A 26,614-nucleotide genomic window follows, 5' to 3' on the forward strand; every position below is an offset into this window, starting at 1 on the left:
CATGCCGCAGATCGACACGAGCAAGGTCAGCCGCTGGGACGGCCACGGGCGGGAGCACGTGGTCCGGGTGCAGCGCACCGGAGTGCAGCGCACCATCAGATGCGACACGTGCGGCTGGCGCCGCGGTGCGCAGTTCCTGCCCTGGCTGAAGGCCCAGGAGCATCTGGCCGAGGCCCACCAGGCGACCGTGGACCCGACGGCCGCGTGACCGCCCGGCGCCCTCCGGGTGCGCCGGGCGGGGCGCACTCCGGAAGCTGCGGGCTCCGCAGCTGTGGCGTCCCGCGGTGCGCGGAGACCCGCGCGTTCGGCCACGACGGCGGCCCGGGCGGCTGAAGCGGCCGCGTCCGGTGCGGCGGCGCCGGCGCCCGAGGCGCAGTGCTCAGCGGGCCGCCAGACCTCGCAGCATCAGGTCGACGACCGCGGCGAAGTCGTCCTCGACGCCCGGCTTCTCCCACGCCCGCGCGTGGCAGGGGTCGTGGAAGCGTCCGCCGGCCTGGAAGACGGCCCGGGCGGTCCGGTCGGGGTCGGCGGCCGCGAAGGCACCTGTATCGACGCCCGCGCGGACGATCCGGGCCAGCTGGGCGATCAGGTCGCCGATGTGCTCGGCGACGGCCGTGCCGTTCTCGCCGGCCAGGACCATGTACGTGGCGAACAGCTCCGGATCGTCGCCGGCCTTGCGGCGCTTGGCCCGGAACAGGGCCTCCAGCCAGTCCCGCAGCCGCGCCTCGGGGACGCGGTCCTCGTCGGCGGCGATGCCCGACAGTTCCTCGGAGGTGCGGTCCAGCCACCGCTTGGTCACCGCCTCGCGCAGCGCCGCCTTGGTGCGGAAGTGCCGGTAGACGCTCCCGTGGCTGACGCCGAGCGCGCGGGCCACGTCCACCACGGTCGCCTTCGCGGGCCCGTGGCGGCGCAGCACCTCCTCGGTGGCTTCGAGGATGCGCTCGGCGGTCAGGGGCTCGCTGGTCGGTGCCATGGCCCAGACCGTACCCGGCGGCGGGGTCACCGCTCGCTGTCGAGGTGGGCCATCGCCGCCCGGGGGTAGCGGTCCCCGGCCGCCGCGTCTGCGGGCACCGCGTCCTCGATCGCCGCGAGGTCGGCCGCGTCCAGGGTCACGTCCAGTGCGCCCAGCGACTCGGTGAGCCGCTCACGGGTGCGCGCGCCGATCAACGGGACGATGTCCTCGCCGCGGCTCAGCACCCAGGCGATCGCGATCTGGGCGACCGAGACGCCCTTCTGCGCCGCGATCCCGCGCAGGGCGTCGACGAGGTCCAGGTTGTGCCGGAGGTTCTCGCCCTGGAACCGGGGCGAGAAGGCCCGGAAGTCGTTCGCGGGCAGTTGCCGGTCGCGGCCGAAGTGCCCGGAGATCAGCCCGCGGGACAGCACGCCGTACGCGGTGATGCCGATGCCCAGTTCGCGGGTGGTGGGCAGGATCTCCTTCTCGATGCCGCGGGTGATGAGCGCGTACTCGATCTGCAGGTCGGCGATCGGGGCGGTGGCGGCGGCACGGCGGACGGTGGCCGCGCCGAGCTCGCTGAGGCCGATGTGCCGGACGTGGCCCTGCTCGACCAGTTCCGCGATCGCGCCGACGGTCTCCTCGATCGGCACGTCCGGGTCGAGCCGGGCGATCCGGTACACGTCGATGTGGTCCACGCCGAGGCGCTGCAACGAGTAGGCGGCGAAGTTCCGCACCGCCTCCGGGCGGCCGTCGTAGCCGCTCCACTCGCCGCCGGGGCCGCGCAACGCCCCGAACTTGACGCTGACGAGGGCCTGTTCACGGCGGGGCGCGGGTGCGGTGCGCAGCGCCTCGCCGATGAGCAGCTCGTTGTGGCCCATGCCGTAGAAGTCGCCGGTGTCGAGCAGGGTGACCCCCGCCTCCAGGGCGGCGTGGATCGTCGCGATCGACTCGGTGCGGTCGGCTGCGCCGTAGAGCGCGGACATGCCCATGCAGCCGAGGCCGAGGGCAAAGACCCGGGGGCCGGTGGTTCCGAGGGTTCGGGTGCGCGTCGTCATGGCGCCACCCTCACACAGGGAATGACAGATTTCAACATCTGTCAGCTGTCACTTGTCATCGACCTCGCCGCGACTCCCGACGGCACCCCGGGACATCTGAAGACCGAAAAGGTTGTGCTCTCGCTCGTTGCACCTTCATCCCACTTCCGTACCGCTTCGTATGCCGAACGTAAATGCAATTGACATGTAAAGAACACTTGCGGGGATGATGGAACATCAGTGGATCTTGAGGGCCGGACACCTCCGGCCCTCGATCCGTTCTTCGAACGATCTGGAGACACACGTGGCCAAAAGCTCCGGCACGAACGTGCGTCAGACGCTGGCGCGCGTCACGGCTGCGGCGCTGACCGCCGCTCTCGCGGCGACCGCGACCAGCGCCTTCGCCGCCGACGGCACCGGGCCCTCCTTCAACCCCCTCGGCACCCAGGGCAAGACGTCCGGCCCCGAGCGGTTCAGCACGTCCACCACCGCGGCCACCGCCGAGGACGCCCAGGTCAACCCGCTGTACGGGGTCGACAACAACGGCGACATGTGGGGCTACGGCCTGGACGGCAAGGGCGGCCTCACGGCCCGCGAGAACGTGGGCTACGGCTGGAAGTACGCCCGCTTCATCACGCAGGTCGACCACGACAACGACGGCTTCGCCGACGGAATCTGGCACGTCACCAACGGCAACCTGTACAGCTGGCTCGACGCGGACACCGACGCCGTGCAGGTGGGCCACGGCTGGAACATCTACAACCGCCTGCTCTCGGCCGGCAACCTCGGCGGCGCCGCCGCGGACGACCTGATCGCCCGCGACGGCGACGGCGTGCTGTGGCTGTACCTCGGGTACGGCAACGGCAAGGTGACCAGCCGCTACCGGGTCGGCGGCGGCTGGAACATCTACAACCGCATCGCGGGCAAGGGCGACCTCACCGGCGACGGCAAGGACGACATCGTCGCCGAGGACACGTCCGGCGTGCTGTGGCTCTACAAGGGCACCGGCGACTACAAGGCGCCGTTCGAGTCCCGCACCCGCATCGGCGGTGGCTGGTGGATCTACAACGAGATCGTGTCGGTCGGTGACATCGACATCGACGGCATCACCGACCTCGTCGCCCGCGACAAGGACGGCGCGCTGTGGCTGTACAAGGGCACCGGCAACGCCGCGGCCCCGTTCCAGTCCCGCGTGAAGATCGGCAGCGGCGGCTGGAACACCTACCGCCTGCTGTTCTGATCCCCCGGACTCCGCCACCCGGAGAACACCGGGACGGGCCGCTCCCCTGCACAGGGGGGCGGCCCGTCCGCGTTCCGCAGGGGCGGCCCGGTCGCGTCGGCGCCATCTGGAGCGCGCGGGCCGGGGCAGCGCGCGCGGACGAGGGTGCGGGCCGCGGGACCGCCCCGGACACACCGCGGCCCTCGGTCCGGGATCACAGCGGATCCCGTAACGAGGGCCGACGGGCGGGCATGCGGCAGGTCGGGCGAGGTCCACCGCGGTTCGTCAGCGCCCCCAAGGGGCCCGGGAAACCGCGCGATCGGCCGCGACGGCGCCGCGGTCGACCGACGTCGTGCCGCGGCGCTTCCAGCGGAGCGCTCAGGCGCCGATCAGGCGCCCGGCCAGGTAGGCCTCGATCTGGTCCAGCGAGACCCGCTCCTGCTTCATCGAGTCGCGCTCACGCACGGTCACGGCGTTGTCGTCGAGGGTGTCGAAGTCGACGGTGACGCAGTACGGCGTGCCGATCTCGTCCTGGCGGCGGTAGCGGCGGCCGATGGCGCCGGCGTCGTCGAACTCGATGTTCCAGTGCTGGCGCAGCGCCTGCGCGAGGCCCTTGGCCTTCGGCGACAGCTCCGGGTTGCGGGACAGCGGCAGCACCGCGACCTTCACCGGGGCCAGGCGGTGGTCCAGGCGCAGCACGGTGCGCTTCTCCATCTTGCCCTTGGCGTTGGGCGCCTCGTCCTCGACGTAGGCGTCGAGGAGGAAGGCCAGCATGGTGCGGCCGACGCCCGCCGCGGGCTCGATGACGTACGGAGTCCAGCGCTCGCCGGCCTCCTGGTCGAAGTAGGACAGGTCCTGGCCGGAGGACTTGGCGTGGGAGGAGAGGTCGTAGTCGGTGCGGTTGGCGACACCCTCCAGCTCGCCCCACTCGCTGCCGCCGAACTGGAAGCGGTACTCGATGTCGGCGGTGCGCTTGGAGTAGTGGGAGAGCTTCTCCTTCGGGTGGTCGTACCACCGCATGTTCTCCGTGCGCAGGCCGAGGTCCGTGTACCAGTTCCAGCGCTGCTCCATCCAGTACTCGTGCCACGTCTCGTCCTCGCCGGGCTTGACGAAGAACTCCATCTCCATCTGCTCGAACTCGCGGGTCCGGAAGATGAAGTTGCCCGGCGTGATCTCGTTGCGGAACGACTTGCCCATCTGCGCGATGCCGAACGGCGGCTTGCGGCGCGAAGTGGTCTGCACCTGGGCGAAGTTGGTGAAGATGCCCTGCGCGGTCTCGGGCCGCAGGTAGGCGATGGAGCCGGAGTCCTGGGTCGGGCCGAGGTGGGTGGAGAGCAGGCCGGAGAACTGCTTGGGCTCGGTGAACTGGCCCTTGTTGCCGCAGTTGGGGCAGTTGATGTCGGCCAGGCCGTTCTCGGGGGCGCGACCCTTCTTCTCCTCGTAGGCCTCCTCCAGGTGGTCCGCGCGGAACCGCTTGTGGCAGGAGGTGCACTCGGTGAGGGGGTCGGTGAAGGTGGCGACATGGCCGGAGGCGACCCAGACCTCGGGGGCCAGAATGACGGACGAGTCGATACCGACGACGTCCTCGCGCGACGTCACCATGTAGCGCCACCACTGGCGCTTGATGTTCTCCTTGAGCTCGACACCCAGAGGCCCGTAGTCCCAGGCGGCACGCTGTCCGCCGTAGATCTCACTGCAGGGGAATACGAAGCCACGGCGCTTGCTCAGGCTGACGATGGTGTCGATCTTGTCGGCGGCCACGGTGCTCTCTTCATTACGACGACGGGCGTTGAAGCGAGACGCTTCAGAGCGAATGCTTCAGCGTACCGGCGCAGGCTCCCCCTCGACCAAATCGCCCCTGCGAAGCGGACCACCTCCGACGCTTGTTGACAACGGTTTCCAATTTCGTTGAAAATGAGTGTCATGAACGTACGACGACGCCTCATACCCGCGCTGGCCACCACCGCGGTCGCCGCCCTCGGCGCGACCACCCTCACCGGCTGCTCGACCGACAGCGCGGCAGCCGGCACCGCGGGCACGTTCGACGTCGTCGCGTCGTTCTACCCGATGGCCTACCTCGCCGAGCAGATCGGCGGCAGCCACGTGCACGTCACCAGCCTCACCGAACCCGGCCAGGAGCCGCACGACCTGGAGATCAGCGCCCGGCAGATCGTGCAGCTGGAGAAGGCCGACGCCGTCCTCTATCTGCGGGGCCTGCAGCCCGCCGTCGACAAGGCCGTCGCCCAGTCCGGCACCGGCACGAAGATCGACGCCACGACCCTGACGTCCCTGGAGCAGCACGGCAACGAGGTCGGCGGCCACGCCACCGCGCACGCCCACGAGCACGGCGGCGAAGAGGGCCGCGAGGACCCGCACATCTGGCTCGACCCGGTGAAGTACGCGGAGGTCGCCAAGGGCGTCGGCAGCGCCTTCGAGAAGGCCGACCCCGGCCACGCGGCCGACTACCGGAAGAACACCTCCCTGCTGCTGCGGAAGCTGGCCGACCTCGACACGAGCTTCCGGACCGGCCTGGCGAACACCCGCACCAAGGTCTTCGTCACCACCCACGCCGCCTTCGGCTACCTCGCCGAGCGCTACGGCCTCACCGAGGAGGCCATCTCCGGCCTCGACCCCGAGTCCGAGCCGAGTGCCGCGCGGGTGAAGGACCTGGAGCGCATGGCGAAGGCCGACGGTGTCTCCACCGTCTTCTACGAGACCCTCGTCAGCGACAAGACCGCCCGGACCCTCGCCGCGGACACGGACCTGAGGACCGACGTCCTCGACCCGATCGAAGGCATCACCGAGGCGTCCCGCGGCGACGACTACATCGCGGTCATGCGGGCCAACCTCAGGGCCCTGCGGACCGCCCTGGGCGCCGAGTGACCTTCGACGTGAGCACGGGGAGCGTGCGGAGCACAGGGATGACACACGACACCGACGACACGGAGGACCGCGTGAGCGAGCCCGTCATACGCCTGCACGGCGTCCGCGCCGAACTGGGCTCGCGCCCCGTGCTGCGCGGCATCGACCTCACCGTCGCCCGCGGCGAGGTCGTCGCGCTGCTCGGCGCGAACGGCTCCGGCAAGTCCACGGCCGTGCGCAGCATCATCGGCCAGGTGCCGGTGAGCGCCGGCGAGATCGACCTGTTCGGCACCCCGCGGCACCGCTTCCGCGACTGGTCGCGCGTGGGCTACGTCCCGCAGCGCACGACCGCGTCCGGCGGCGTCCCGGCGACGGTGACCGAGATCGTCTCCTCGGGCCGCCTGTCGCGCACGCGGTTCGGCCTGTTCCGCAGGGCCGACCAGGACGCGGTCCGGCGCGCCCTGGAACTGGTCGACATGACGGACCGGGCGAGGGATCCGGTCGACGCCCTGTCCGGCGGCCAGCACCAGCGCGTGCTCATCGCCCGCGCGCTCGCCGCCGAACCCGAACTGCTGATCATGGACGAGCCGATGGCCGGCGTCGACCTGGCCAGCCAGGAGGTGCTCGCCCGGACGCTGCGCGAGCAGGTCGACGCAGGCGCGACCGTCCTGCTCGTCCTGCACGAACTGGGCCCGCTGGAGCCGCTGATCGACCGCGCGGTGGTCCTGCGCGACGGCTGCGTCGTGCACGACGGCCCGCCGCCGAAGGCCGTCGGCCAGCACGCGCTGCCCGGCCACGACCATGTCCACCCGCACGCGCCGACCGGCGCCGAACCCCTCCGCACGGGACTGCTGAGCTGATGGAACTCCTCGACTACGCCTTCATGCAGCGGGCGCTGCTGGCCGCCGTCCTGGTCGGCGTGACCGCCCCCGCGATCGGCATCTACCTGGTGCAGCGCCGCCAGCCGCTCATGGGCGACGGCATCGGCCACGTCGCCATGACCGGCGTCGGCCTCGGCTTCCTGCTGAACACCTCGCCGGTGTGGATGGCGACCGCCGTCTCCGCGCTCGGCGCCGTCCTCATGGAGCTGATCCGCTGGTACGGCAGGACCCGCGGCGACATCGCCCTCGCCATGCTCTTCTACGGCGGCATGGCCGGCGGCGTGATGCTGGTCAACCTCACGCCGGGCGGGTCCAACGCCAACCTCAGTTCGTACCTGTTCGGCTCGCTGTCCACGGTCTCGCCCTCGGACGTGACGGCCATCTCGATCCTGGCCGCGTTCGTGATCGTGGTCACCCTGGGGCTGCGGCGGCAGCTGTTCGCGGTCAGCCAGGACGAGGAGTTCGCCCGGGTCACCGGTCTGCCGGTGCGGGCGCTGAACCTGCTCGTCGCGGTCACCGCGGCCGTCACCGTCACCGTGGCCATGCGGGTCGTCGGACTGATCCTGGTGTCCGCGCTGATGGTGGTCCCGGTCGCCGCGGCCCAGCAGCTCACACGCAGCTTCGCCGCGACCTTCGTCATCGCCGTGGCCCTCGGCGTCACGGTGACCATCGGCGGCACCGTCACCTCGTACTACCAGGACGTGCCGCCCGGCGCGACGATCGTGCTGCTGACGATCGCCGCGTTCATCGCCCTCACCGCACTCGCCGCCCCGCTGGCGCGCCGCCGCGCCCGGGCCGCATCCGCCGCACAGCCTGCGCGGGAACCGGCGGAGTGCGCGATTCCGGCCACCCGGAGCGCGGGCGACGAGGTCGGCGCCTGACCCGGCCCGAGCCGGACTGGCACAATGGCCCGGCAGGCGCAGACGTGTGAGGAGGCAACCGGTGACGACCGCTGGACCGCCCGTGAAGGGCCGCGCCACCCGGCAGCGTGCCGCCGTGGCGGCAGCCCTCGACGAGGTCGACGAGTTCCGCAGTGCGCAGGATCTCCACGACATGCTCAAGCACAAGGGCGACTCGGTCGGTCTGACGACGGTCTACCGCACGCTGCAGTCCCTCGCCGAGGCCGGCGAGGTCGACGTCCTGCGCACCTCCGAGGGCGAGTCCGTCTACCGCCGCTGCTCCACCGGCGAGCACCACCACCACCTGGTCTGCCGCGGCTGCGGCAAGGCCGTCGAGGTCGAGGGCCCGGCGGTGGAGAAGTGGGCGGAGGCCATCGCGGCGGAGCACGGGTACGTCAACGTGGCCCACACCGTGGAGATCTTCGGCACCTGCGCGGACTGCGCGAACTGCGCGGAGGCCCGCCGGGACTGAACCGCCGGACAACGGCGGACGCCCGGCGGGCCGAACCGCCGGGCCGCACTGCCGGCCCCGGCCGCGCGGCCGGAACCGCGCCGTCGGGCGAACGGCTCAGGTGCTGGGTCCGCCCTCCATCGCCAGCAGTTCCTCGTTGGGGATCGCCCCACCGAACCGCCGGTCCCGCGAGGCGAACTCCACGCACGCCCGCCACAGGTCGCGGCGGTCGAAGTCGGGCCACAGGACGTCCTGGAACACCATCTCGGCGTAGGCGCTCTGCCACAGCAGATAGTTGGAGGTGCGCTGCTCGCCGCTCGGCCGCAGGAACAGGTCGACGTCCGGCATGTCCGGGTAGTAGAGGTACTTCGCGAACGTCTTCTCGTTGACCTTGGAGGGGTCCAGGCGCCCGGCCTTCACGTCCTCCGCGAGCGCCTGTGCCGCGTCGGCGATCTCCGCGCGCCCGCCGTAGTTCATGCAGAAGTACAGCGTGAGCCGGTCGTTGCCCTTGGTCTGCTCCTGCGCGATCTGCAGTTCCTTGGCGACCGACTTCCACAGCTTGGGCATGCGGCCCACCCAGCGCACCCGGATGCCGAGCTGGTCGAGCTGGTCGCGGGTCTTGCGGATGAAGTCGCGGTTGAAGTTCATCAGGAAGCGCACCTCGTCCGGGGACCGCTTCCAGTTCTCGGTGGAGAAGGCGTAGAGCGAGATCGCGCCGACGCCGATCTCGATCGCGCCCTGCAGCACGTCCAGCACGCGCTCGGCGCCGACCTTGTGCCCCTCGGTGCGCGGCAGACCGCGCTCCTTGGCCCAGCGGCCGTTGCCGTCCATGACGATCGCCACGTGGTTCGGGACCAGCTCACCGGGGAGCTTCGGCGCCCGCGCACCGGACGGGTGCGGCTCCGGCGTCCTGTAGTCCCGGCGCTGCAGCCCCAGGAACTGGCGTACGACCATGTCGTTTCGTCTCCCTCGTCCCTTACTTCTCCACGTACCGAAGCGACCGCAGCCCGCGCTCCAGATGCCAGTGCAGGTACGCGGACACCAGTCCGCTCCCCTCCCTGACGTACCGCGACTCGCACGCGTCCGCGGTCTCCCAGTCACCCGTGAGCAGTGCGCCGAGCAGTTCGAGCGTCTGCGGTGACGGTACGACGCTACCGGGCACCCGGCAGTCCACGCACAGCGAGCCTCCCGAGGCCACCGAGAAGAACCGGTTGGGTCCGGGCATCCCGCACTTCGCGCAGCCGCTGAAGCTGGGCGCGTACCCGTTGACCGCCAGCGACCTCAGCAGGAACGCGTCGAGCACGAGGTGCGGCGCGTGCTCCCCGCGGGAGAGGGTGCGCAGACCGCCCACGAGCAGCAGGTACTGCTGGACCGCGGGCTCCCCCTCGTGGTCGGTGAACCGCTCGGCGGTCTCCAGCATGGCCGTCCCGGCGGTGTACCGCGCGTAGTCCGCCACGATCCCGCCACCGTAGGGAGCGATGGTCTCGCTCTGCGTGCACAGCGGCAGCCCGCGCCCGACCAACTCGCTGCCCCGCGCGAAGAACTGCACGTCGACGTGGGAGAACGGCTCCAGCCGCGCCCCGAACTTGGACTTGGTGCGCCGCACCCCCCGGGCCACGGCACGCACCCGCCCGTGCCCGCGTGTGAGCAGCGTGATGATCCGGTCCGCCTCACCCAGCTTCTGGGTGCGCAGCACGATGCCGTCGTCGCGGAACAGACTCATGACCCCATTCTCCCGTACCGCACCCCCTCCCCTGCCCGACCGGGCGAAAGGGGACGGTATGCAGGTTTCGTCCCCCACGGACGCCTTCCTCTCGGTGCGGGGTGCCGACCGGAGGTGTGCGGCGGATGCCCGCGCGCCGGTTCCCCAGGAGCGCCCCGGCGTGCCGGGGCGGGCCGCGGCACCGGCGCCTGCGCTTGCGCTTGCACCTGAGACGGAGGCGGCATCGCGTCGTGGGGCTCGCGCGGGTGGGCGCCGAGGACCGCGCGGTGGACCGCGCGCGTGGCCGTCTCCCGAGGGGTCTCGGGGCGTCCAGGGGATGTCTCGGGGTGTCTCCCGGGGCCGTCGGCCCGCACGCGGCTCGTCCGGAATCGGCCCGGCGACCCGGGCAACCGAATCGGCGCGACCGGTGGTCTGGAGGGCGAGGAGGGTTCTTGATGCAGGCCGAACTGGAGAATCGATTCCAGGAATTCGTCCGGGCGCGCTGGTCGCACCTGGTGCGGACCGCCTATCTGCTCACGGGGGACGCCCACCACGCCGAGGATCTCACGCAGACGGCGCTGGCGAAGGCGTACCGGTCGTGGCGGCGCGTGGCGCGCGCCGACAACCCGGAGGCGTACGTGCGCCGGATGCTGGTCAGCTGCAACAGCGACCGCTTCCGCAAGCGGCGGGTCCAGGAGTCACTGACCGCGGCCCCACCGGACAGGGCGGGGAGCGAGGAGGCGACCTCGTGGGCCGCCGAGCGCAGTGCGCTGATGACGGCACTGGCCGGGCTGCCGCCGAGGCAGCGGGCCGTGGTGGTGATGCGGTACTGGGAGGACCTGTCCGAGGCGGAGGTGGCCGGGGTGCTCGGCTGCTCGCCGGGGACGGTGAAGAGCCAGGCGTCGAAGGGGCTGGCGAAGTTGCGTACGTATCCGGGGCTCGTCCAGTTGGCCGGCGGGACCGTGGCGAGCGGGCAGGGAGGCACGAGGTGAGCGGGGAGCACGAGCGGGACATGGAGGAGCAGATGCGCGATCTGCTCGCCGAGGACGCCTACACGATCCAGCCGTCGCCGGTCCCGTATCCGGCGATCCGGCGGCAGGGCGCCTCCGAGCGCAGGCGTCGCGTGGCGATCGCGGGTGCGGCGATCGTCGCCCTCGGCGCGCTGCCGGTGGGGGCGTACGCGCTGGGCGGTACGGACCGGGGCGGCTCGGACACCGCCGCCCCCCGGCCCACGGCCGGCGCGCCGCAGGACACGGCGACCTCCGCGTCGCCGGCCACCTCCCCGGCGGCGTCCCCGTCGCCGACCGGGCCCGCGCGGCCCACCACCGACGGGCAGCTGCTGGACGGGATCGGCTTCGCGCAGGCCGCGCACGGGCTGCAGCAGTGCCTGGACTACGACGAGGAGTCCAAGAAGGACCTGCGCGAGGACAGCCCGGCCCGCAAGGACGGCGGCCTCGGCACGGCGTCCGACTACCGGATCATCCTGGCGATGCACAGCACCGGCGACTCCAACGCCCCGGGCGACGGCTTCTTCGTCGTCGCCGTGAAGGAGCAGCCGCGGCTGACCCGGCTGATCTGCAACATCCGGGACGGCCGGGCGCAGGGTCTGAACGCCAGTGTCGGCGGCACGCGCGACGACACCGGCCAGCCGGTCTCCGCCGACATCAACAGCGGCAAGCTCTACCAGCAGTCCGTGCTGGACAACGGGCATTGGAAGCTGCCGTTCCGCTGGGGGCTCATCGGCACGGTGCAACCGTCGGTGGCCAAGGTGACGGTCGACTACGGCGACAGCAGCAGCGAGGCCGCGCTCGACCACGGCTGGTTCGTGGCGTCCGGCACGCTCGGCCGGCAGGTCACCCGGGCCCCGCACGTCAAGGGCTTCGACGCGGCGGGCAAGCTCGTCTACGACTCCGACCTGGACAAGAGCTACGAGAAGACCCTCCCCTGACGGGCCGTCGGAGCAGGCCGATCACGGGCGCGTCGTCCCCACCCGACGGGGGTGGGTGGGGCGGGGCGCCCGGACCGGCGGTGACTGCCGGAGTCCCCCCACGGGCGGCCGGCGGACGGCTACGACGGGGTCCGCGCCGCTTCCAGCAGGCGGGGGACGTCGTCGGCGCGGATGGTGAGGGCGGTGCCGACGGTGGCGAGGACCTCGCGTTCGGCGGGGGTGTAGGGACCGTCGGCGAGGGCGATGCGGGCCCCCTGCAGCAGGATCGATTCGCGGCCGACGGGGGCGAGGTGCGGGGCGAGCGGGTCGAGGGCCTCGTGGAGCTCTATGGCCAGCCCGGCGCCGCAGGAGGATCCGAGGACCCGGCCGGTGTCCTCGGCCAGTGCCTCGACGAGCGCGGCCAGCTGCCGGCGGGTGCAGTCGCCGAAGCCGGCGGCGCGGACCGCGCTCGCGGCGGCCTCCAGGGCCGCGGGCGAGCAGGTGCCGCCCGCGGCGAGGACAGCGAGGGCGACGGTGTGGACGGCGTCGCGGAGCATGGCGGAGAAGCGGGTGGTGGTGGGGTGGTCCAGGGCGTCGGGCCTGAAGTGGCGGCAGCAGGAGGCGCACTCGACGACCGGGCCGGTCTCACCGCGCGGGAGTACGGGTACCCCCAGGAAGGTGAGGCGCCGGCGCCCGGTGAGCCGCTGGTAGTTGCGGTCGCCTCCGCAGCCCGGACAGAAGAACTCGCCGTCGCCCATGGGTGTCCATGCGGTACGGGTGCCCAGGATGCGCGAAAGCCCGGCGGCACGGCCGTTTCGTCCCCGTCCTGGCAGCACGTCGCACCTCCCGCGAAACGTGGCGGCAACATCGCCGCGCTTGCGTGATGTTAGCCACATCCACGAGGACGAGTCAGTACCCCGGACGAGACCTTTTCGTGACCTGTGGTGCCGACTGGCCGAGATACGGCGCTCCGGCCGGCGCCTCGGGGCGCCCCGAACGAGGGTGCCCCGGCCGCCGGAAACGGCGGCCGGGGCAGGAAGACGCCGGGTCGGCGCGGGTCAGCGGGCCGCGCGGTTGACGGCGGAGACGACCGCCTTCAGCGAGGCACGCGTGGTGTTGGCGTCGATGCCGATGCCCCACAGCACCTTGTCGTCGACGACGCACTCGATGTAGGAGGCGGCGAGCGCGGAGGCGCCCTCGCTCATCGTGTGCTCCTGGTAGTCCAGCAGCCGTACGTCGACGCCGATGGACTCCAGCGCGTCGAAGAAGGCCGAGATCGGTCCGTTGCCGGAGCCGGTCAGGACGGTGTCCTCGCCGTCGACGGTGGCCTCGACGGTGAGGGTGTCCACACCGTCGGTGTCGGTGGTGGACTGACCCGTCCTCACCTGGATGCGGCCCCACGGGTTGTCCGGGTTGGGCAGGTACTCGTCCTGGAAGACCGCCCAGATCTCCTTCGGCGTGATCTCGCCGCCCTCGGCGTCCGTCTTCGCCTGGATGATCCGGGAGAACTCGATCTGCATCCGGCGCGGCAGGTCCAGCTTGTGGTCGTTCTTCAGGACGTAGGAGATGCCGCCCTTGCCGGACTGGGAGTTGACGCGGATGACGGCCTCGTAGGAGCGGCCGACGTCCTTGGGGTCGATGGGCAGGTACGGGACGGCCCACTCGATGTCGTCGACGGTGACGCCCTTGGCCTTCGCCTCGGCCTCCATGGCGTCGAAGCCCTTCTTGATGGCGTCCTGGTGGGAGCCGGAGAAGGACGTGTAGACCAGGTCGCCCACGTACGGGTGGCGCGGGTGGACCTCCATCTGGTTGCAGTACTCCCACGTCCGGCGGATCTCGTCGATGTCGGAGAAGTCGATCTGCGGGTCGACGCCCTGCGAGAACAGGTTCATGCCCAGGGTGACCAGGTCGACGTTGCCGGTGCGCTCGCCCTGCCCGAACAGGCAGCCCTCGATGCGGTCGGCGCCGGCCATCAGCGCCAGCTCGGCGGCGGCGACGGCCGTCCCGCGGTCGTTGTGCGGGTGCACGGACAGGCAGACGTACTCGCGGCGGGAGAGGTTGCGGTGCATCCACTCGAAGCGGTCCGCGTGCGTGGACGGCGTCGAACGCTCCACGGTGGCGGGCAGGTTGAGGATGATCTCGCGGCCCGGACCGGGCTGGTAGACGTCCATGACCGCCTCGCAGACCTCCAGGGCGAAGTCCAGCTCGGTGTCGGTGAAGATCTCCGGCGAGTACTGGTAGCCGAACTCCGTTTCCGGTCCCAGCAGCTTCTCGGCGTACTCCATCACCAGGCGCGTGCCGTCGACGGCGATCTGCTTGATGTCGTCCTTGGAGCCGCGGAAGACCACCCGGCGGAAGACCGGCGCGGTGGCGTTGTACAGGTGGACGGTGGCGCGGCGGGCGCCCTTCAGGGACTCCACGGTCCGCTCGATCAGGTCCTCGCGGGCCTGGGTGAGGACGGAGATCGTCACGTCCTCGGGGATCGCGCCCTCCTCCTCGACGATGGAGCGCACGAAGTCGAAGTCGGTCTGGCCGGAGGCGGGGAAGCCGACCTCGATCTCCTTGTAGCCCATCTTGACCAGCTGGTCGAACATCCTGCGCTTGCGCTCGGGGGACATCGGGTCGATCAGCGCCTGGTTGCCGTCGCGCAGGTCGGTCGACAGCCAGCGGGGGGCTGCGGTGACCCGCCGGTTCGGCCAGGTGCGCTCGGGGATGTCGACCTGCTCGTAGCGACCGTACTTGTGGACCGGCATCGGGCTGGGCTGCTGGCGGTTCGCCATGGTGCGAAGGCTCCTCAGGTGTCCGGGTGGACGGCCGACGACGCAACGCCAAGCTCCGCGGGGAGGGAGTCGGCCTCGACTACAGGCCCTCGCCGCGGCAGCTAAGAAGAAGCAGCCCGAAACGCATGATGCTCCGCATGCTAGCCGAGCCGTCCCGGGCGCGGGGGGCTGTATCAGTATGCGGGACCGGCCGCCCATACCGGACAAAAGGTGCGCAATACCACACCATCACGGAGCGTGGCGCCCACTGTCCCGGTATTTCACCAATCATGGTGCCAGGTAGTGACAGCATCGTCACGCAGTGCAAAGGTTCCCGGCATGACGACTCACGGGGGCTTCGAGCCCGTCTTCTGCACCGTCGTCCCGCCGCATGTCCTCGACAGGCTGGCCCGGCACGACGACACCGCACTCTCCGGTCCCGCCCGGCGGACCCTGATGCGCGACAGCGAGCTGCGCGGCCGGCGTCGCGTCACCGCCGAGTTCACCCTCGCCGCCGCACCGGCCGCGAAGGCGCCGTCCGACCGTCCGCTGCGCACGGTCTACGACGCCGAGCACCGCACGGAGCTGCCCGGCACCAAGGTCCGTGGCGAGGGCGACGAGCCCGGCCGGGACGCCACGGTCAACCGGGCCTACGCCGGCCTCGGCGCCACGTTCGACCTCTTCCTCACGGCCTACGGCCGCCACTCCATCGACGGCGACGGGCTGCCCCTGGACGCCACGGTCCACTACGACGAGGGCTACGACAACGCCTTCTGGAACGGCGAGCAGATGGTCTTCGGCGACGGCGACGGCGAGATCTTCCTCGACTTCACCCTGCCGATCGACGTCATCGGCCACGAGCTGACCCACGGCGTCACCCAGTACACCGCCAACCTCACGTACTACGGCCAGCCGGGCGCGCTGAACGAGTCGATGTCCGACGTCTTCGGCTCGCTCATCAAGCAGTACGCGCTGGGCCAGACCGCCGCCGAGGCCGACTGGCTCATCGGCGCCGGCCTGCTCGCCCCGCGCGTCACCGGTAAGGCGCTGCGCTCGATGAAGGAGCCGGGCACGGCGTACGACGACGACGTCCTCGGCAAGGACCCGCAGCCCGCGACCATGGACGGCTATGTGCGCACCGGCCGCGACAACGGCGGCGTCCACATCAACTCCGGCATCCCCAACCACGCCTTCTACCTCGTCGCCTCGCAGCTCGGCGGCCGCGCCTGGGAACGAGCGGGCAGGATCTGGTACGACGTCCTCACCGGCGGCGAACTGCCCTCGCAGGCGATGTTCGCCGACTTCGCCACGCTCACCCTCAAGGCCGCGCGCGAGACCTACGGCGACGGCGGAGAGGAGCACGAGGCGGTGCGCAAGGCCTGGGAGCAGGTCGGGGTGCGCGCGCTGTAGGCGGGGTGCGCCGGACGCCGTTCGGTACTAGACAGGGACCCATGCGGATTCAGGTGAAGCGCACGGGCGGGTTCGCGGGCATCGAGCGGTACGCCGAGGTGGACACCTCCGGCCGCCCCGACGCCCCCGAGTGGCAGGCCCTGGCCGAGAAGGCTCTCGCCGACGGCCGGGGCACGCCGCCGACCGGGGTACCGGACGGCTTCGGCTACCAGATCACGGTGGACGGGCGGACGGTGTACGCCGCCGACCCGCACCTGACGGAGGAACAGCGCGCACTGATCTCCCGGGTGCTCCGGGAAGGGGCGTAGGCGGGCACCCGACGGGTGTTCACGCACGGGCGTTGACGCGGGTTACCGAGGGTACGGATGATCCGCGCATGGATCCGATGCCTCAGTTCCCGCCCGGCTTCCTGTGGGGCGTGTCGACCTCGGCCCACCAGATCGAAGGGGCCGCGGACCGACGCGCCCCGTCCGTGTGGGACGTCTTCACCGCCGTGCCGGGCCGGGTGAAGGACGGCTCGACGGCCGCCGTCGCCTGCGACCACTTCCACCGCTACAGCGAGGACGTCGCCCTGCTCACCGGCCTGGGCGTGAACGCCTACCGCTTCTCCGTCTCCTGGGCTCGGGCCGCCTCCCCAGGCGGCCTGGACTTCTACGACCGCCTGGTCGACGAGCTGTGCGCGGCGGGGGTCCGCCCGGTGCCGACGCTCTTCCACTGGGAGCTGCCCGCCGACCTGGACTGGCTGGAGCGGGACACCGCGTCCCGCTTCGCGGACCACGTGACCGCGGTGGCCGCCCGGCTCAACGACCGCGTACCGCAGTGGATCACCCTCAACGAGCCCGCCGAGCACACCCTGCTGGGCCATGCCCTCGGCGTGCACGCACCCGGGAGGCGCCTGCTGTTCGACGCCCTGCCGGTCGCCCACCACCAGCTGCTGGCCCACGGCCTGGCGGTACGGGCGCTGCGCGCCGCCGGAGCCGCGGACATCGGGATCGCCAACTCGCACGGGCCGACCTGGCCGGCGTCCGGCGAGAGGGCGGACGTCGAGGCGGCGGCCTTCTACGACGTCCTGCTCAACCGCCTGTTCGCCGAGCCGCTGATCCTCGGGGAGTACCCGGAGGGCATCGGCGACCTGATGCCCGGCGACGTGCGGGCGGACCTGGAGGTCGTCGCCGAGCCGATCGACTGGTACGGCATCAACTACTACGCACCGACACGGGTGGGCGCCCCGCAGGGCACCGAGACGGACTTCGGCGGGGTCCGGATGCCGGCCGAACTCCCCTTCACGGTCCGGGAGATCGAGGACATCCCGGTCACCGACTTCGGCTGGCCGGTGGTACCGGAGGCGCTGACCGAACTGCTCACCGGCCTCGCGGAGCGCTACGGCGACCGGCTGCCGCCCGTGGTGATCACCGAGAACGGTTGCAGCGGCGAGGGCATCGACGACCAGGACCGCATCGCCTACCTCGACGGGCACCTGCGCGCCCTGCACCGGGCGATGGCGGCGGGTGTCGAGGTGCGCGGCTACTTCGTCTGGTCCCTGCTGGACAACTTCGAGTGGGCGGAGGGATACGCGCGGCGCTTCGGGCTCGTGCACGTCGACCACGACACCCAGGAGCGCACCCCCAAGGCGTCGTACGCCTGGCTGCGGGAGGTGCTGCGGGCCCAGTCGTGAGGAGGTGCGGCCCGGGGCAGGCGGAGACCCGCGGGGCCGTGCCCCCGCCCCGGCCCCGCGGCGCGGGGGCGGGGGTGCGGCCCAGGGAGGCAGGCCCGCGCGCCGGACGGCCGCGGGCGCGGCCCGACGGTCAGAAGCCCAGCTTCCGCAGCTGCTTCGGGTCCCGCTGCCAGTCCTTGGCCACCTTCACATGGAGGTCCAGGAAGACGGGGGTGCCGAGCAGCGCCTCGATCTGGCGGCGGGACTTGATGCCGACGTCCTTCAGCCGCTTGCCCTTGGGGCCGATGATGATGCCCTTCTGGCTGGAGCGCTCGATGTAGACGTTGGCGTGGATGTCCAGGAGGGGCTTGTCCGCCGGGCGGTCCTCCCGCGGCAGCATCTCCTCGACGACCACCGCGATGGAGTGCGGCAGCTCGTCCCGCACCCCCTCCAGCGCCGCCTCCCGGATCAGCTCGGCCACCATGACCTGCTCGGGCTCGTCGGTCAGATCGCCCTCGGGGTACAGCGTCGGGCCCTCGGGCAGCAGCGGGACCAGCAGGTCGGCCAGCAGCTCCACCTGCTTGTCCCCGACCGCCGACACCGGGACGATCTCCGCCCACTCGACGCCCAGCTCCTTGCCGAGCTGGTCGATCGCGATGAGCTGCTCGGCGAGCGCCTTGGGGTCCACCAGGTCCGTCTTGGTGACGACGGCCACCTTCGGGGTCTTCTTGATCCCGGCGAGCTCCTTGGCGATGAACCGGTCGCCGGGCCCGATCTTCTGGTCGGCGGGCAGGCAGAAGCCGATCACGTCCACCTCGGCCCACGTGGTGCGCACGACGTCGTTGAGACGCTCGCCCAGCAGCGTCCGCGGCTTGTGCAGCCCCGGGGTGTCCACCAGGATCAGCTGCGCGTCCGGGCGGTGCACGATGCCCCGCACGGTGTGCCGGGTCGTCTGCGGCCGGTTGGAGGTGATCGCCACCTTCTGCCCGACCAGAGCGTTCGTGAGGGTGGACTTGCCCGCGTTGGGGCGACCGACGAAGCAGGCGAAGCCGGCGCGGTGCTCCCCCGCACCGTCGACGGCGCGGGAGGAGCCCCGGCCCTCGGCGGGCTGCTCGGATGACTGGGTACGAACGCTCATGCCGCCCATTCTCCCTGATCCCCGAGCCCGCGCCGCACCACGGACCGCGCCGCCCCCCCCGCTGTGAGGTTCCGGTAACCCGTCCGCAACGAAACGTCACGGAAACACAGCTGTACGCGGCCGGAAACGCCGGCCGGTGACGCTCTTGCGAGCCCCCGGACCGTTGGAGACGCACGTGCCCCTCACCGCCGCACTGCCCGAAACCCTCGTCCTCGCCCGAGAGGCGGGCGCCCCGGCCGCCGACACCGGCGACACCGCCTGGCTGCTGGCGGCCACCGCGCTGGTGCTTCTGATGACCCCGGGGCTCGCCCTGTTCTACGGCGGCATGGTCCGCACGAAGAGCGTCCTCAACATGCTGATGATGAGCTTCGTGTCGATCGCCCTGGTCACCGTGGTCTGGCTCACGGCCGGCTACTCCCTCGCCTTCGGCGACGACGCGGCGGCCGGGCTCATCGGCGGGCTCGACCACCTGGGCATGGCGGGCCTGGGCCCGGACAGCGTGCAGGGCAGCGTCCCCACCGTGCTCTTCGCCACGTTCCAGCTGACCTTCGCGATCATCACCGCGGCCCTGATCAGCGGTGCGATCGCGGATCGCGCGAAGTTCGGCGCCTGGGTCGTCTTCGTCCCCGTCTGGGCGCTGCTGGTATACGTTCCGGTGACCCACTGGGTGTGGGGGCCGGGCGGCTGGATCCTCGACTCCCTCGGTGCCCTGGACTTCGCCGGCGGCCTGCCCGTCGAGATCACCTCCGGCGCCTCCGGACTCGCCCTGTGCCTCGTCCTCGGCCCGCGCCTGGGCTTCAAGAAGGACGCGATGCGCCCGCACAACCTGCCGATGGTCGTACTGGGCGCGGGCCTGCTGTGGTTCGGCTGGTTCGGCTTCAACGCCGGCTCCGCCCTCGGCGCCAACGGCCTCGCGGCAGCCGCGTTCCTCAACACGCTGGCCGCCGGCTGCACCGGCCTGCTCGGCTGGCTGTTCGTCGAGCAGAAGCGGGACGGTCATCCGACCACCCTCGGCGCGGCGTCCGGCGCGGTCGCGGGCCTGGTGGCCATCACCCCGTCGTGCGGCTCGGTGTCCCTGCTCGGCGCGCTGGTCGTGGGCCTGGCCGCCGGCGTCGTCTGCTCGTACGCGGTGGGCTGGAAGTTCAGACTGAACTACGACGACTCCCTGGACGTCGTCGGCGTCCACCTGGTCGGCGGCGTCATCGGCACCCTGCTGATCGGCCTGTTCGCCGAGAGGGCGATGACCGGCCACGCCGCGGGCCTCTTCTACGGCGGCGGGCTCGCCCAGCTGGGCAAGCAGCTGGTGGCGGTGGCCGCGGTGGCGGTCCATGCCTTCGCCGTCACCTACTGCCTCGGCAGGCTCATCGACAAGCTGTGGGGCTTTCGCGCGAGCGAGGAGGAGGAGCGGACGGGCCTGGACCTTACGGTGCACGCCGAGACGGCATACGATCACGGCGTCCTGGGCCACGGCGCCCCGGTCAGCTCCTCCGCCCCCGCCTCCACGCAGAAGGCCCCCACCCGGAAGGTCGACACCCCGGCATGAAGCTCATCACCGCGATCGTCAAGCCGTACCGTCTCGACGAGGTGAAGACGGCGCTCCAGGAGCTCGGCGTGCACGGTCTGACCGTCACCGAGGCCAGCGGCTACGGCCGGCAGCGCGGTCACACCGAGGTGTATCGCGGCGCCGAGTACCGGGTGGACCTGGTGCCCAAGGTGCGCATCGAGGTCGTCGTGGAGGACGCGCAGGCCGACGACGTCGTCGACGCGGTCGTGAAGGCCGCGCAGACCGGCAAGATCGGCGACGGGAAGGTGTGGGTCCTCCCGGTCGAGACGGTCGTCCGGGTCCGGACGGGCGAGCGCGGCCCCGACGCCCTCTGAGGAGCCGCGCCCTTCGGGTCCGCCTCCCCGCGTTGTGCGGGACGGAGGATCAGCCGGCCGTGCGGGTCCGCCGCACCTCTCCGTCCGGCCCGGCCAGCAGCACCGGCGTCGCGGCCCCGCCCAGGTCCGCCACGGCCGCCAGGTCCTCCGCGGGAACCGACTCCGCCTCGGTCACGACGGCTGCCGCCTCCAGCGACTTCGCCCCGGACGCCACCGCCATGGCGACCGCCGTGCGGAGCGCGCTGAGCCGGAGCGAGTCCAGGGCGACGGTGCCGGCGACGTAGGTGCGGCCGGTGTCGTCGCGTACCGCCGCCCCCTCGGGCACTCCGTTGCGGGCGCGGGCCGAGCGGGCCAGGGTGACGATCTTGCGGTCCTCGGGGTCGAGCGCGTTGCTGTCGGTCATGATCCGAGCATACGGAGGCCGAGGGGAGCGCGGTGCGGCAGCCGTCGGCGGCGCAGCGGACCACGTCCCGGCCGCGGCGGGGCCGAGGGGGCCGAGGGTCGGCCCCGCTCCTCCGGGCGGCCGGCGGGGAGGCGCCGTCAGCGGTCGGCGAGCCATGTGCCGTACCAGGCCAGCGTGGCGTCCAGCGCCGCCCCCAGGGGGGTGGGGGTGATGCCGAAGGCGTGCTCGAAGGCGGAGGAGTCCACGATCTGCGGCTCCGTGTGCTGGTAGAACATCTCGGCGTACTCGGCCATGAAGCGCTCGTCGAACGGGCCGAAGGGGCGGGGCTCCGCGAGGACGACGATCTCCAGCGGCCGGGCCACGCGCTCCTCGATCATGCCGAAGATCTCGCGCGTGCTGACCGCCGGAGCGGTCGGCAGGTGCCACACGCGGCCGTCACCCTCCTCGCGCTCGCCCAGGGTGGCGAGGCCGGCCGCGACGTCGCCGATGTAGGTGTAGCTGTGCCGCAGGTCGATGTCGCCCAGGCCGAGCACCTGCCCGCCGGTCAGCGCGCCGGGGACGACCGCCGCTCCGAGGCTGGAGTTGAGCACGCCGGGGCCGACGAAGTCGGCGGAGCGGCCGAGGACGACCCGGGCCCGCCCCTCACGGTGGGCGGTCAGGTACCGCTCGTCGAGTTCGGCCCGCATCCGGCCCTTGGCGCTGGTGGCCTTCCACGGACTCTCCTCGGTCATCACCGCTCCCCCGGTCTCGCCGTAGGGGTAGAGGGTGTCGAGCACGACCAGGCGGGCGCCCGCGTCCGCGACCGCGCCGAGGACGGCCTCCTGGATGCGGGGCATCACCTCGACCTGGAGGTGGTAGCCGACGTTGACGCAGTGGTGGACGACGTCGGCCCCGGCTATGGCCCGGCGCGCCCCGTCCGCGGTGCTGACGTCGGCGGCACGGCGCTCGGCGCCCTCGATGTCCGGCCCGCCGGCGGTGCGGTCGACGAGGCGTACGGCGTGGCCGCGGCGCACGAGCTCACGGGCGAGCGCGGTTCCCGCCGGACCGGATCCGAGGACGGCGTGCAGGGCGCGGGGGTGTGCGGCGGCAGAGGACATGGCTGGACTCCCTGGGCAGATTCCCGCTCGCCCGCCACGGCGTGCCCCGCTGCGGCGAGTGAGGGTGATGATCAATCGCTTCTGTTAGAGACTATAACTAGAGGGATAGCGTGTAGCAACAGTGGGTGGTGCATCGTCCACTTAGGATGTGTCGCGCACAGGAGAGGGGAGACGCCCATGGCCGCCGGCGCATCCGGCCCGAGAGCCCGCTACCGGGAGCAGACGCGCGCGGAGATCAAGCAGATCGCGCTCGGACAGCTCGCCGAGGGAGGGACGGCGGCCGTGGCACTGACCCGGATCGCCAAGGAGGTCGGCCTGTCCGGCCCCGCCCTGTACCGCTACTTCGACAGCCGGGACGCCCTGCTGAGCGACCTGATCCGGGACGCCTACGCCGATCTCGGTGCCGCGGTCGACGCCGCGGCCCGCGCGTACCCCGCGGACGGGACGCGCCGGGCGCGTCTGCAGACCCTGGCGGCGGCGGTGCGCGCCTGGGCGGTGGCGGAGCCGCACCGCTACCTGCTGATCGAGGGCACACCGGTGCCGGGCTACACGGCTCCCCCCGACACCCTGGACGGTGCACGGGCGGTTCTCGGGCCGTTCCTGGCCTGCTTCGAGGGGGCGGAACCCGCGGCGGCGATGCGGCCGCTGGTGCAGCAGATGGCGCAGTGGGCGGCCGAGGACGCCGCGGTCGGCGCGTGGGCCCGCAGCGGAGTGGGCGCGGGCGGCGAGGGCACGGCCCTGGCCGGAGCCGTGCTCACCTGGACCCAGTTGCACGGGGCCGTGGGCCTGGAGGTCTCCGGGCAGTTCCGGGGCATGGGCCACGACGGAGGCACCCTGCTCACGGTCCAGATGGACGCACTCGCGGACAGCTTCGGCCTCGACCGGCCCTCGCAGCGTCCGCACCGTCCACCCGTGCTGTGACCGAACCCGCCGCGAGCGGCGTCCGCCCGCGGTCACGGCCGGTGCGGCGCCCGCCGGGTCAGGGGCGGTCCAAGCGGAGGCGGTCGGCGCGCGGCAGGCCGGCCACGACGAGGTCGTAGGAGTCCTCGACGAGCTCGCGGACCAGGAGATCCGGCAGGGCACCGTCGACGGTCACGGTGTTCCAGTGCCGCTTGTTCATGTGCCAGCCGGGGACGATCAGGTCCGGGTGCACCGAGCGCAGCCGGATCGCGTCCTCGGGATCGCACTTGAGGTTGACCTTCAGGGGCCGCACGCCCAGGTTCGTCAGGGCGAACATCCTGCCCTGCACCTTGAAGACCGAGGTCTCCGGGTTGAACGGGAAGTCCTCCACGGCGGTGTCGAAGGACAGGCACAGGGCGCGCAGCTCCGTGGGGGTCACTCGGCGATCGCCTCCTCGTGGGGGGTCCAGGCGGGGCCGACCGGCTCGGCCAGCACTGTCACGATCTTGTTCCGGCGGCCGGCCGCGGCCTCCGCGGTCAGCCGCAGCTCCCGGCCGTCGGGCAGCTCGACCACGGAGGACGCCCCGGCGATCGGTACCCGGCCCAGGTCCTTGGCGAGGAGTCCGCCGACGGTCTCCACGTCCTCGTCGTCGTAGGCCTCCAGGCCGTACAGTTCGCCGAGGTCGCCGATGTCGAGGCGGGCGGTGACCCGGTAGCGGTCGTCGCCGAGGCTCTCCACGGGCGGCAGTTCCCGGTCGTACTCGTCGGTGATCTCGCCGACGATCTCCTCCAGGATGTCCTCGATGGTGACGATGCCCGCGGTGCCGCCGTACTCGTCGATGACGACGGCGACGTGGTTGCGCTCCTTCTGCATCTCCCGCAGCAGGTCGCCCGCGTTCTTGGTGTCGGGCACGAAGAACGCCGGCCGCATGGCCGTGGACACCAGCTCGGACTCCGCGTCCCGGCTGATGTGCGTCTTGCGGGCCAGGTCCTTCAGGTACACGATGCCGACGATGTCGTCCTCGCTCTCACCGGCGACCGGTATGCGGGAGAAACCGGAGCGCAGGGCGAGGCTGAGAGCCTGTCGGATCGTCTTGTACCGCTCGATGACGACGAGGTCGGTGCGCGGGACCATCACCTCGCGCACCAGGGTGTCGCCCAGCTCGAACACCGAGTGCACCATGCGGCGCTCCTCGGCCTCGATCAGCGACTCCTTCTCGGCGAGGTCGACCAGGGCGCGCAGTTCCGCCTCGGAGGCGAAGGGGCCGCGGCGGAAGCCCTTGCCGGGGGTGAGCGCGTTGCCGATGAGGATCAGCAGCGGCGGGACGGGGCCCATCACGCGGGCCAGCGGCAGCAGCACGTACGCCGCCGCCGTCGCGGTGTTCAGCGGGTGCTGGCGGCCGATGGTGCGCGGGGAGACGCCGACGGCGACGTACGACACCAGCACCATGACGCCGATGGCGACCAGCAGAGCCTCGGTGGTGCCGGCGAACTCCTGCAGGCAGGCGTAGGTGACCAGCGCGGCGGCGGCCATCTCGCAGGCGACGCGGACCAGCAGCGCCACGTTGAGGTAGCGGGTGGGGTCGGCGGCGACCTGGGCGAGCTTGGCGCTGCCGCGGCGCCCCGAGCGCACCGCCTCCTCGGCACGGAAGCTGGAGACACGCGCCAGGCCCGCCTCCGCGCAGGCGGCGAGCCAGGCGACCACGACCAGTGCGATCGCGCCGAGAACGATCTGCGGGCTCATGACCGGCCTACGAGACGGTCGGCGCCGGCGACGGGCCGGTCAGGCCCCGCTCGGCGCGCCAGCCGTCCACGATGGCCGCCTGGAGGCCGAACATCTCGGCCTTCTCGTCCGGCTCCTCGTGGTCGTAGCCCAGCAGGTGCAGCACACCGTGGACGGTGAGCAGTTGCAGCTCCTCGTCCATGGTGTGCTGCGTGGGAGCGTCGGCGCCCTGCCTGGTGGCGACCTCCGGGCACAGCACGATGTCGCCGAGCAGGCCCTGCGGGGGCTCGTCGTCGTCCTTGGACGGCGGCCGGAGCTCGTCCATCGGGAAGGACATGACATCGGTCGGGCCGGGCAGGTCCATCCACTGCACGTGCAACTGCTCCATGGCGGCGGCGTCCACGACGATCACCGACAGCTCGGAGAGGGGGTGGATGCGCATGCGCGCGAGCGCGTAGCGGGCGATGTCGAGGATCGCCTGCTCGTCGACCTCGGTACCGGACTCGTTGTTGACGTCGATCGACATGGTGCTGTGCTTGTCTACTTCCCCTTGTGCCCGGACTTCCTCCGGCCGCCCTGGTGCGTGCCGTTCTCGGTGCCGTGCGTGTTGTCGTACTTCTCGTACGCGTCGACGATACGGCCGACCAGCTTGTGCCGTACGACATCGTGGGACGAGAGCCGGGAGAAGTGCACGTCCTCGACGCCTTCCAGGATCTCCTGCACCTGCCGCAGACCGGACCTGGTGCCGCCCGGCAGGTCGACCTGCGTCACGTCACCGGTGATCACGATCTTCGAGTCGAACCCGAGGCGGGTGAGGAACATCTTCATCTGCTCGGGGCTGGTGTTCTGGGCCTCGTCGAGGATGATGAAGGCGTCGTTCAGGGTACGTCCCCGCATGTAGGCCAGCGGTGCGACCTCGATGGTCCCCGCCGCCATCAGCCGCGGGATGGAGTCCGGGTCGATCATGTCGTGCAGGGCGTCGTACAGCGGGCGCAGGTACGGGTCGATCTTCTCGTAGAGCGTGCCGGGCAGGAAGCCGAGCCGCTCGCCGGCCTCGACCGCGGGGCGGGTCAGGATGATGCGGTTGACCTGCTTGGACTGCAGCGCCTGCACGGCCTTGGCCATCGCGAGGTAGGTCTTGCCCGTGCCGGCAGGACCGATACCGAAGACGATCGTGTGCTTGTCGATCGCGTCGACGTAGCGCTTCTGGTTGAGGGTCTTGGGGCGGATCGTACGGCCGCGCGAGGACAGGATGTTCTGCGTGAGCACCTCGGCCGGCGTCTCCGCGGAACCCTCCCCGTTCTCGCTCGCCTTGAGCATGGCGATCGAGCGTTCCACTGCGTCCTCCGTCATCGGCTGCCCGGTGCGGAGCACCAGCATCATCTCGTCGAACACGCGCTGGACGAGGGCGACTTCCGTGGGGTCGCCGACCGCGCTGATCTCGTTGCCCCGGACATGGATGTCGGCCCCCGGGAAGGCCTTCTCGATCACGCGCAGGAGCGAGTCGCCGGAACCCAGCACGGTGACCATGGGGTGCTGGGCGGGAACGGTGATCTGGGCTCGTGCCGGTCCCTGCGCGGGGGTGTGAGCTGTGGGTGTCTGAGTCATGGGCCGGCGCTGTAGGCCTGCGGGTCCTCCTCGTCACGGCCGCGTAGCTGAGAGCGGCCTCGCGCTGTCCAGGGTACGACGGGGGACCCGCATCCCCGTAGGACTTTTCGGTGAG

General features: G+C 71.6%; 28 protein-coding genes. 14 read left to right on the forward strand and 14 right to left on the reverse strand.

Annotated features, from left to right (window positions below; genetic code table 11):
- Position 1: 1 nt before the first annotated feature.
- The gene (locus tag JS756_RS29910; RefSeq protein WP_205386383.1) at positions 2 to 208 is read left to right on the forward strand and encodes a hypothetical protein; all 207 of its coding nucleotides are present in this window, start codon (positions 2 to 4) and stop codon (positions 206 to 208) included.
- Between the two features lie 171 nt (positions 209 to 379).
- Here JS756_RS29910 and JS756_RS29915 read toward each other — a convergent pair whose 3' ends face one another.
- Entirely contained in the window at positions 380 to 973 is a 594-nt protein-coding gene (locus tag JS756_RS29915) for a TetR/AcrR family transcriptional regulator (protein WP_205386384.1), read from the reverse strand.
- A gap of 26 nt (positions 974 to 999) precedes the next feature.
- Entirely contained in the window at positions 1,000 to 2,010 is a 1,011-nt protein-coding gene (locus JS756_RS29920; protein WP_205386385.1) for an aldo/keto reductase, read from the reverse strand.
- 283 nt (positions 2,011 to 2,293) lie between these two features.
- Between JS756_RS29920 and JS756_RS29925 the strand changes: the two genes are divergently transcribed.
- Positions 2,294 to 3,229 (forward strand): FG-GAP repeat domain-containing protein, encoded by a 936-nt coding sequence (locus JS756_RS29925; protein ID WP_307791218.1) that lies wholly within the window; start codon positions 2,294 to 2,296, stop codon positions 3,227 to 3,229.
- Positions 3,230 to 3,586: 357 nt separating this feature from the next.
- On the opposite strand, the gene JS756_RS29930 is transcribed toward JS756_RS29925, so the two are convergent.
- Positions 3,587 to 4,969 carry a glycine--tRNA ligase gene (locus JS756_RS29930; RefSeq protein WP_205386386.1) on the reverse strand — a complete coding sequence of 461 codons (1,383 nt, stop codon included), beginning with the start codon at positions 4,967 to 4,969 and terminating at the stop codon, positions 3,587 to 3,589.
- Between the two features lie 162 nt (positions 4,970 to 5,131).
- Here JS756_RS29930 and JS756_RS29935 point away from each other — a divergent pair, with 162 nt between their 5' ends.
- From JS756_RS29935 to JS756_RS29950, 4 genes are all read left to right on the forward strand, one after another.
- Positions 5,132 to 6,091: a metal ABC transporter substrate-binding protein gene (locus JS756_RS29935; RefSeq protein ID WP_205386387.1), complete on the forward strand. Its 960-nt coding sequence runs from the start codon at positions 5,132 to 5,134 to the stop codon at positions 6,089 to 6,091.
- Positions 6,092 to 6,129: 38 nt separating this feature from the next.
- Positions 6,130 to 6,930 (forward strand): metal ABC transporter ATP-binding protein, encoded by an 801-nt coding sequence (locus JS756_RS29940; protein ID WP_205386388.1) that lies wholly within the window; start codon positions 6,130 to 6,132, stop codon positions 6,928 to 6,930.
- Positions 6,930 to 7,832, forward strand: a complete 903-nt coding sequence (locus JS756_RS29945) for a metal ABC transporter permease (RefSeq protein ID WP_205386389.1) — start codon at positions 6,930 to 6,932, stop codon at positions 7,830 to 7,832. The genes JS756_RS29940 and JS756_RS29945 overlap by 1 nt, the downstream gene beginning before the upstream one ends.
- 61 nt (positions 7,833 to 7,893) lie before the next feature.
- Positions 7,894 to 8,322: a Fur family transcriptional regulator gene (locus JS756_RS29950; protein WP_205386390.1), complete on the forward strand. Its 429-nt coding sequence runs from the start codon at positions 7,894 to 7,896 to the stop codon at positions 8,320 to 8,322.
- A 96-nt stretch (positions 8,323 to 8,418) separates the two neighbouring features.
- Here JS756_RS29950 and JS756_RS29955 read toward each other — a convergent pair whose 3' ends face one another.
- Both JS756_RS29955 and recO read right to left on the reverse strand, forming a co-directional pair.
- Positions 8,419 to 9,255: an isoprenyl transferase gene (locus JS756_RS29955; protein ID WP_205386391.1), complete on the reverse strand. Its 837-nt coding sequence runs from the start codon at positions 9,253 to 9,255 to the stop codon at positions 8,419 to 8,421.
- Positions 9,256 to 9,277: 22 nt separating this feature from the next.
- Positions 9,278 to 10,024 carry a DNA repair protein RecO gene (recO, locus tag JS756_RS29960; protein WP_205386392.1) on the reverse strand — a complete coding sequence of 249 codons (747 nt, stop codon included), beginning with the start codon at positions 10,022 to 10,024 and terminating at the stop codon, positions 9,278 to 9,280.
- Positions 10,025 to 10,458: 434 nt separating this feature from the next.
- Here recO and JS756_RS29965 point away from each other — a divergent pair, with 434 nt between their 5' ends.
- Together JS756_RS29965 and JS756_RS29970 are read left to right on the forward strand one after the other, a co-directional pair.
- Complete coding sequence (locus tag JS756_RS29965; RefSeq protein ID WP_205386393.1) at positions 10,459 to 10,995, forward strand: SigE family RNA polymerase sigma factor; 537 nt, start codon at positions 10,459 to 10,461, stop codon at positions 10,993 to 10,995.
- On the forward strand, positions 10,992 to 11,951 hold the full coding sequence (locus tag JS756_RS29970) for a hypothetical protein (RefSeq protein WP_307791221.1): 960 nt from the start codon (positions 10,992 to 10,994) through the stop codon (positions 11,949 to 11,951). The genes JS756_RS29965 and JS756_RS29970 overlap by 4 nt, the downstream gene beginning before the upstream one ends.
- Before the next feature lie 119 nt (positions 11,952 to 12,070).
- Here the strand turns inward: JS756_RS29970 and JS756_RS29975 are convergent, their stop codons facing one another.
- On the reverse strand, positions 12,071 to 12,766 hold the full coding sequence (locus JS756_RS29975; protein ID WP_205386394.1) for a tellurite resistance TerB family protein: 696 nt from the start codon (positions 12,764 to 12,766) through the stop codon (positions 12,071 to 12,073).
- 222 nt (positions 12,767 to 12,988) lie between these two features.
- Positions 12,989 to 14,710, reverse strand: a complete 1,722-nt coding sequence (leuA, locus tag JS756_RS29980; RefSeq protein WP_205386395.1) for a 2-isopropylmalate synthase — start codon at positions 14,708 to 14,710, stop codon at positions 12,989 to 12,991.
- Between the two features lie 318 nt (positions 14,711 to 15,028).
- On the opposite strand from leuA, the gene JS756_RS29985 reads away from it, so the two are divergent.
- From JS756_RS29985 to JS756_RS29995, 3 genes are all read left to right on the forward strand, one after another.
- The gene (locus JS756_RS29985; RefSeq protein WP_205386396.1) at positions 15,029 to 16,099 is read left to right on the forward strand and encodes a M4 family metallopeptidase; all 1,071 of its coding nucleotides are present in this window, start codon (positions 15,029 to 15,031) and stop codon (positions 16,097 to 16,099) included.
- Positions 16,100 to 16,140: 41 nt separating this feature from the next.
- Positions 16,141 to 16,407, forward strand: a complete 267-nt coding sequence (locus JS756_RS29990) for a protealysin inhibitor emfourin (RefSeq protein WP_205386397.1) — start codon at positions 16,141 to 16,143, stop codon at positions 16,405 to 16,407.
- Positions 16,408 to 16,475: 68 nt separating this feature from the next.
- Positions 16,476 to 17,774 carry a GH1 family beta-glucosidase gene (locus tag JS756_RS29995; protein ID WP_205386398.1) on the forward strand — a complete coding sequence of 433 codons (1,299 nt, stop codon included), beginning with the start codon at positions 16,476 to 16,478 and terminating at the stop codon, positions 17,772 to 17,774.
- Between the two features lie 130 nt (positions 17,775 to 17,904).
- Here the strand turns inward: JS756_RS29995 and era are convergent, their stop codons facing one another.
- Positions 17,905 to 18,891, reverse strand: coding sequence for a GTPase Era (gene era / locus JS756_RS30000; RefSeq protein ID WP_205386399.1), 987 nt, complete (start codon positions 18,889 to 18,891; stop codon positions 17,905 to 17,907).
- Between the two features lie 175 nt (positions 18,892 to 19,066).
- On the opposite strand from era, the gene JS756_RS30005 reads away from it, so the two are divergent.
- Together JS756_RS30005 and JS756_RS30010 are read left to right on the forward strand one after the other, a co-directional pair.
- A complete protein-coding gene (locus tag JS756_RS30005; protein WP_438817356.1) occupies positions 19,067 to 20,434 on the forward strand; it encodes an ammonium transporter in 1,368 nt (455 codons plus the stop codon).
- Positions 20,431 to 20,769 (forward strand): P-II family nitrogen regulator, encoded by a 339-nt coding sequence (locus JS756_RS30010; RefSeq protein WP_205386400.1) that lies wholly within the window; start codon positions 20,431 to 20,433, stop codon positions 20,767 to 20,769. The genes JS756_RS30005 and JS756_RS30010 overlap by 4 nt, the downstream gene beginning before the upstream one ends.
- A gap of 49 nt (positions 20,770 to 20,818) precedes the next feature.
- Here JS756_RS30010 and JS756_RS30015 read toward each other — a convergent pair whose 3' ends face one another.
- Positions 20,819 to 21,172, reverse strand: a complete 354-nt coding sequence (locus tag JS756_RS30015) for a cytidine deaminase-like protein (RefSeq protein ID WP_205386401.1) — start codon at positions 21,170 to 21,172, stop codon at positions 20,819 to 20,821.
- Positions 21,173 to 21,309: 137 nt separating this feature from the next.
- Complete coding sequence (locus JS756_RS30020; RefSeq protein WP_205386402.1) at positions 21,310 to 22,269, reverse strand: NAD-dependent epimerase/dehydratase family protein; 960 nt, start codon at positions 22,267 to 22,269, stop codon at positions 21,310 to 21,312.
- Between the two features lie 177 nt (positions 22,270 to 22,446).
- Here JS756_RS30020 and JS756_RS30025 point away from each other — a divergent pair, with 177 nt between their 5' ends.
- Positions 22,447 to 23,190, forward strand: a complete 744-nt coding sequence (locus JS756_RS30025) for a TetR/AcrR family transcriptional regulator (protein WP_205386403.1) — start codon at positions 22,447 to 22,449, stop codon at positions 23,188 to 23,190.
- Between the two features lie 58 nt (positions 23,191 to 23,248).
- Here the strand turns inward: JS756_RS30025 and JS756_RS30030 are convergent, their stop codons facing one another.
- The 4 genes from JS756_RS30030 to JS756_RS30045 are packed head-to-tail and all read right to left on the reverse strand — an operon-like array spanning position 23,249 to position 26,499.
- Positions 23,249 to 23,608 (reverse strand): MmcQ/YjbR family DNA-binding protein, encoded by a 360-nt coding sequence (locus JS756_RS30030; RefSeq protein WP_205386404.1) that lies wholly within the window; start codon positions 23,606 to 23,608, stop codon positions 23,249 to 23,251.
- On the reverse strand, positions 23,605 to 24,912 hold the full coding sequence (locus JS756_RS30035; RefSeq protein WP_205386405.1) for a hemolysin family protein: 1,308 nt from the start codon (positions 24,910 to 24,912) through the stop codon (positions 23,605 to 23,607). The genes JS756_RS30030 and JS756_RS30035 overlap by 4 nt, the downstream gene beginning before the upstream one ends.
- Before the next feature lie 7 nt (positions 24,913 to 24,919).
- Entirely contained in the window at positions 24,920 to 25,417 is a 498-nt protein-coding gene (gene ybeY / locus JS756_RS30040) for an rRNA maturation RNase YbeY (RefSeq protein ID WP_205386406.1), read from the reverse strand.
- Between the two features lie 14 nt (positions 25,418 to 25,431).
- Entirely contained in the window at positions 25,432 to 26,499 is a 1,068-nt protein-coding gene (locus JS756_RS30045) for a PhoH family protein (protein ID WP_205386407.1), read from the reverse strand.
- Positions 26,500 to 26,614: the final 115 nt, after the last annotated feature.

Source organism: Streptomyces actuosus (assembly GCF_016921115.1).
GTDB lineage: Bacteria > Actinomycetota > Actinomycetes > Streptomycetales > Streptomycetaceae > Streptomyces > Streptomyces actuosus_A.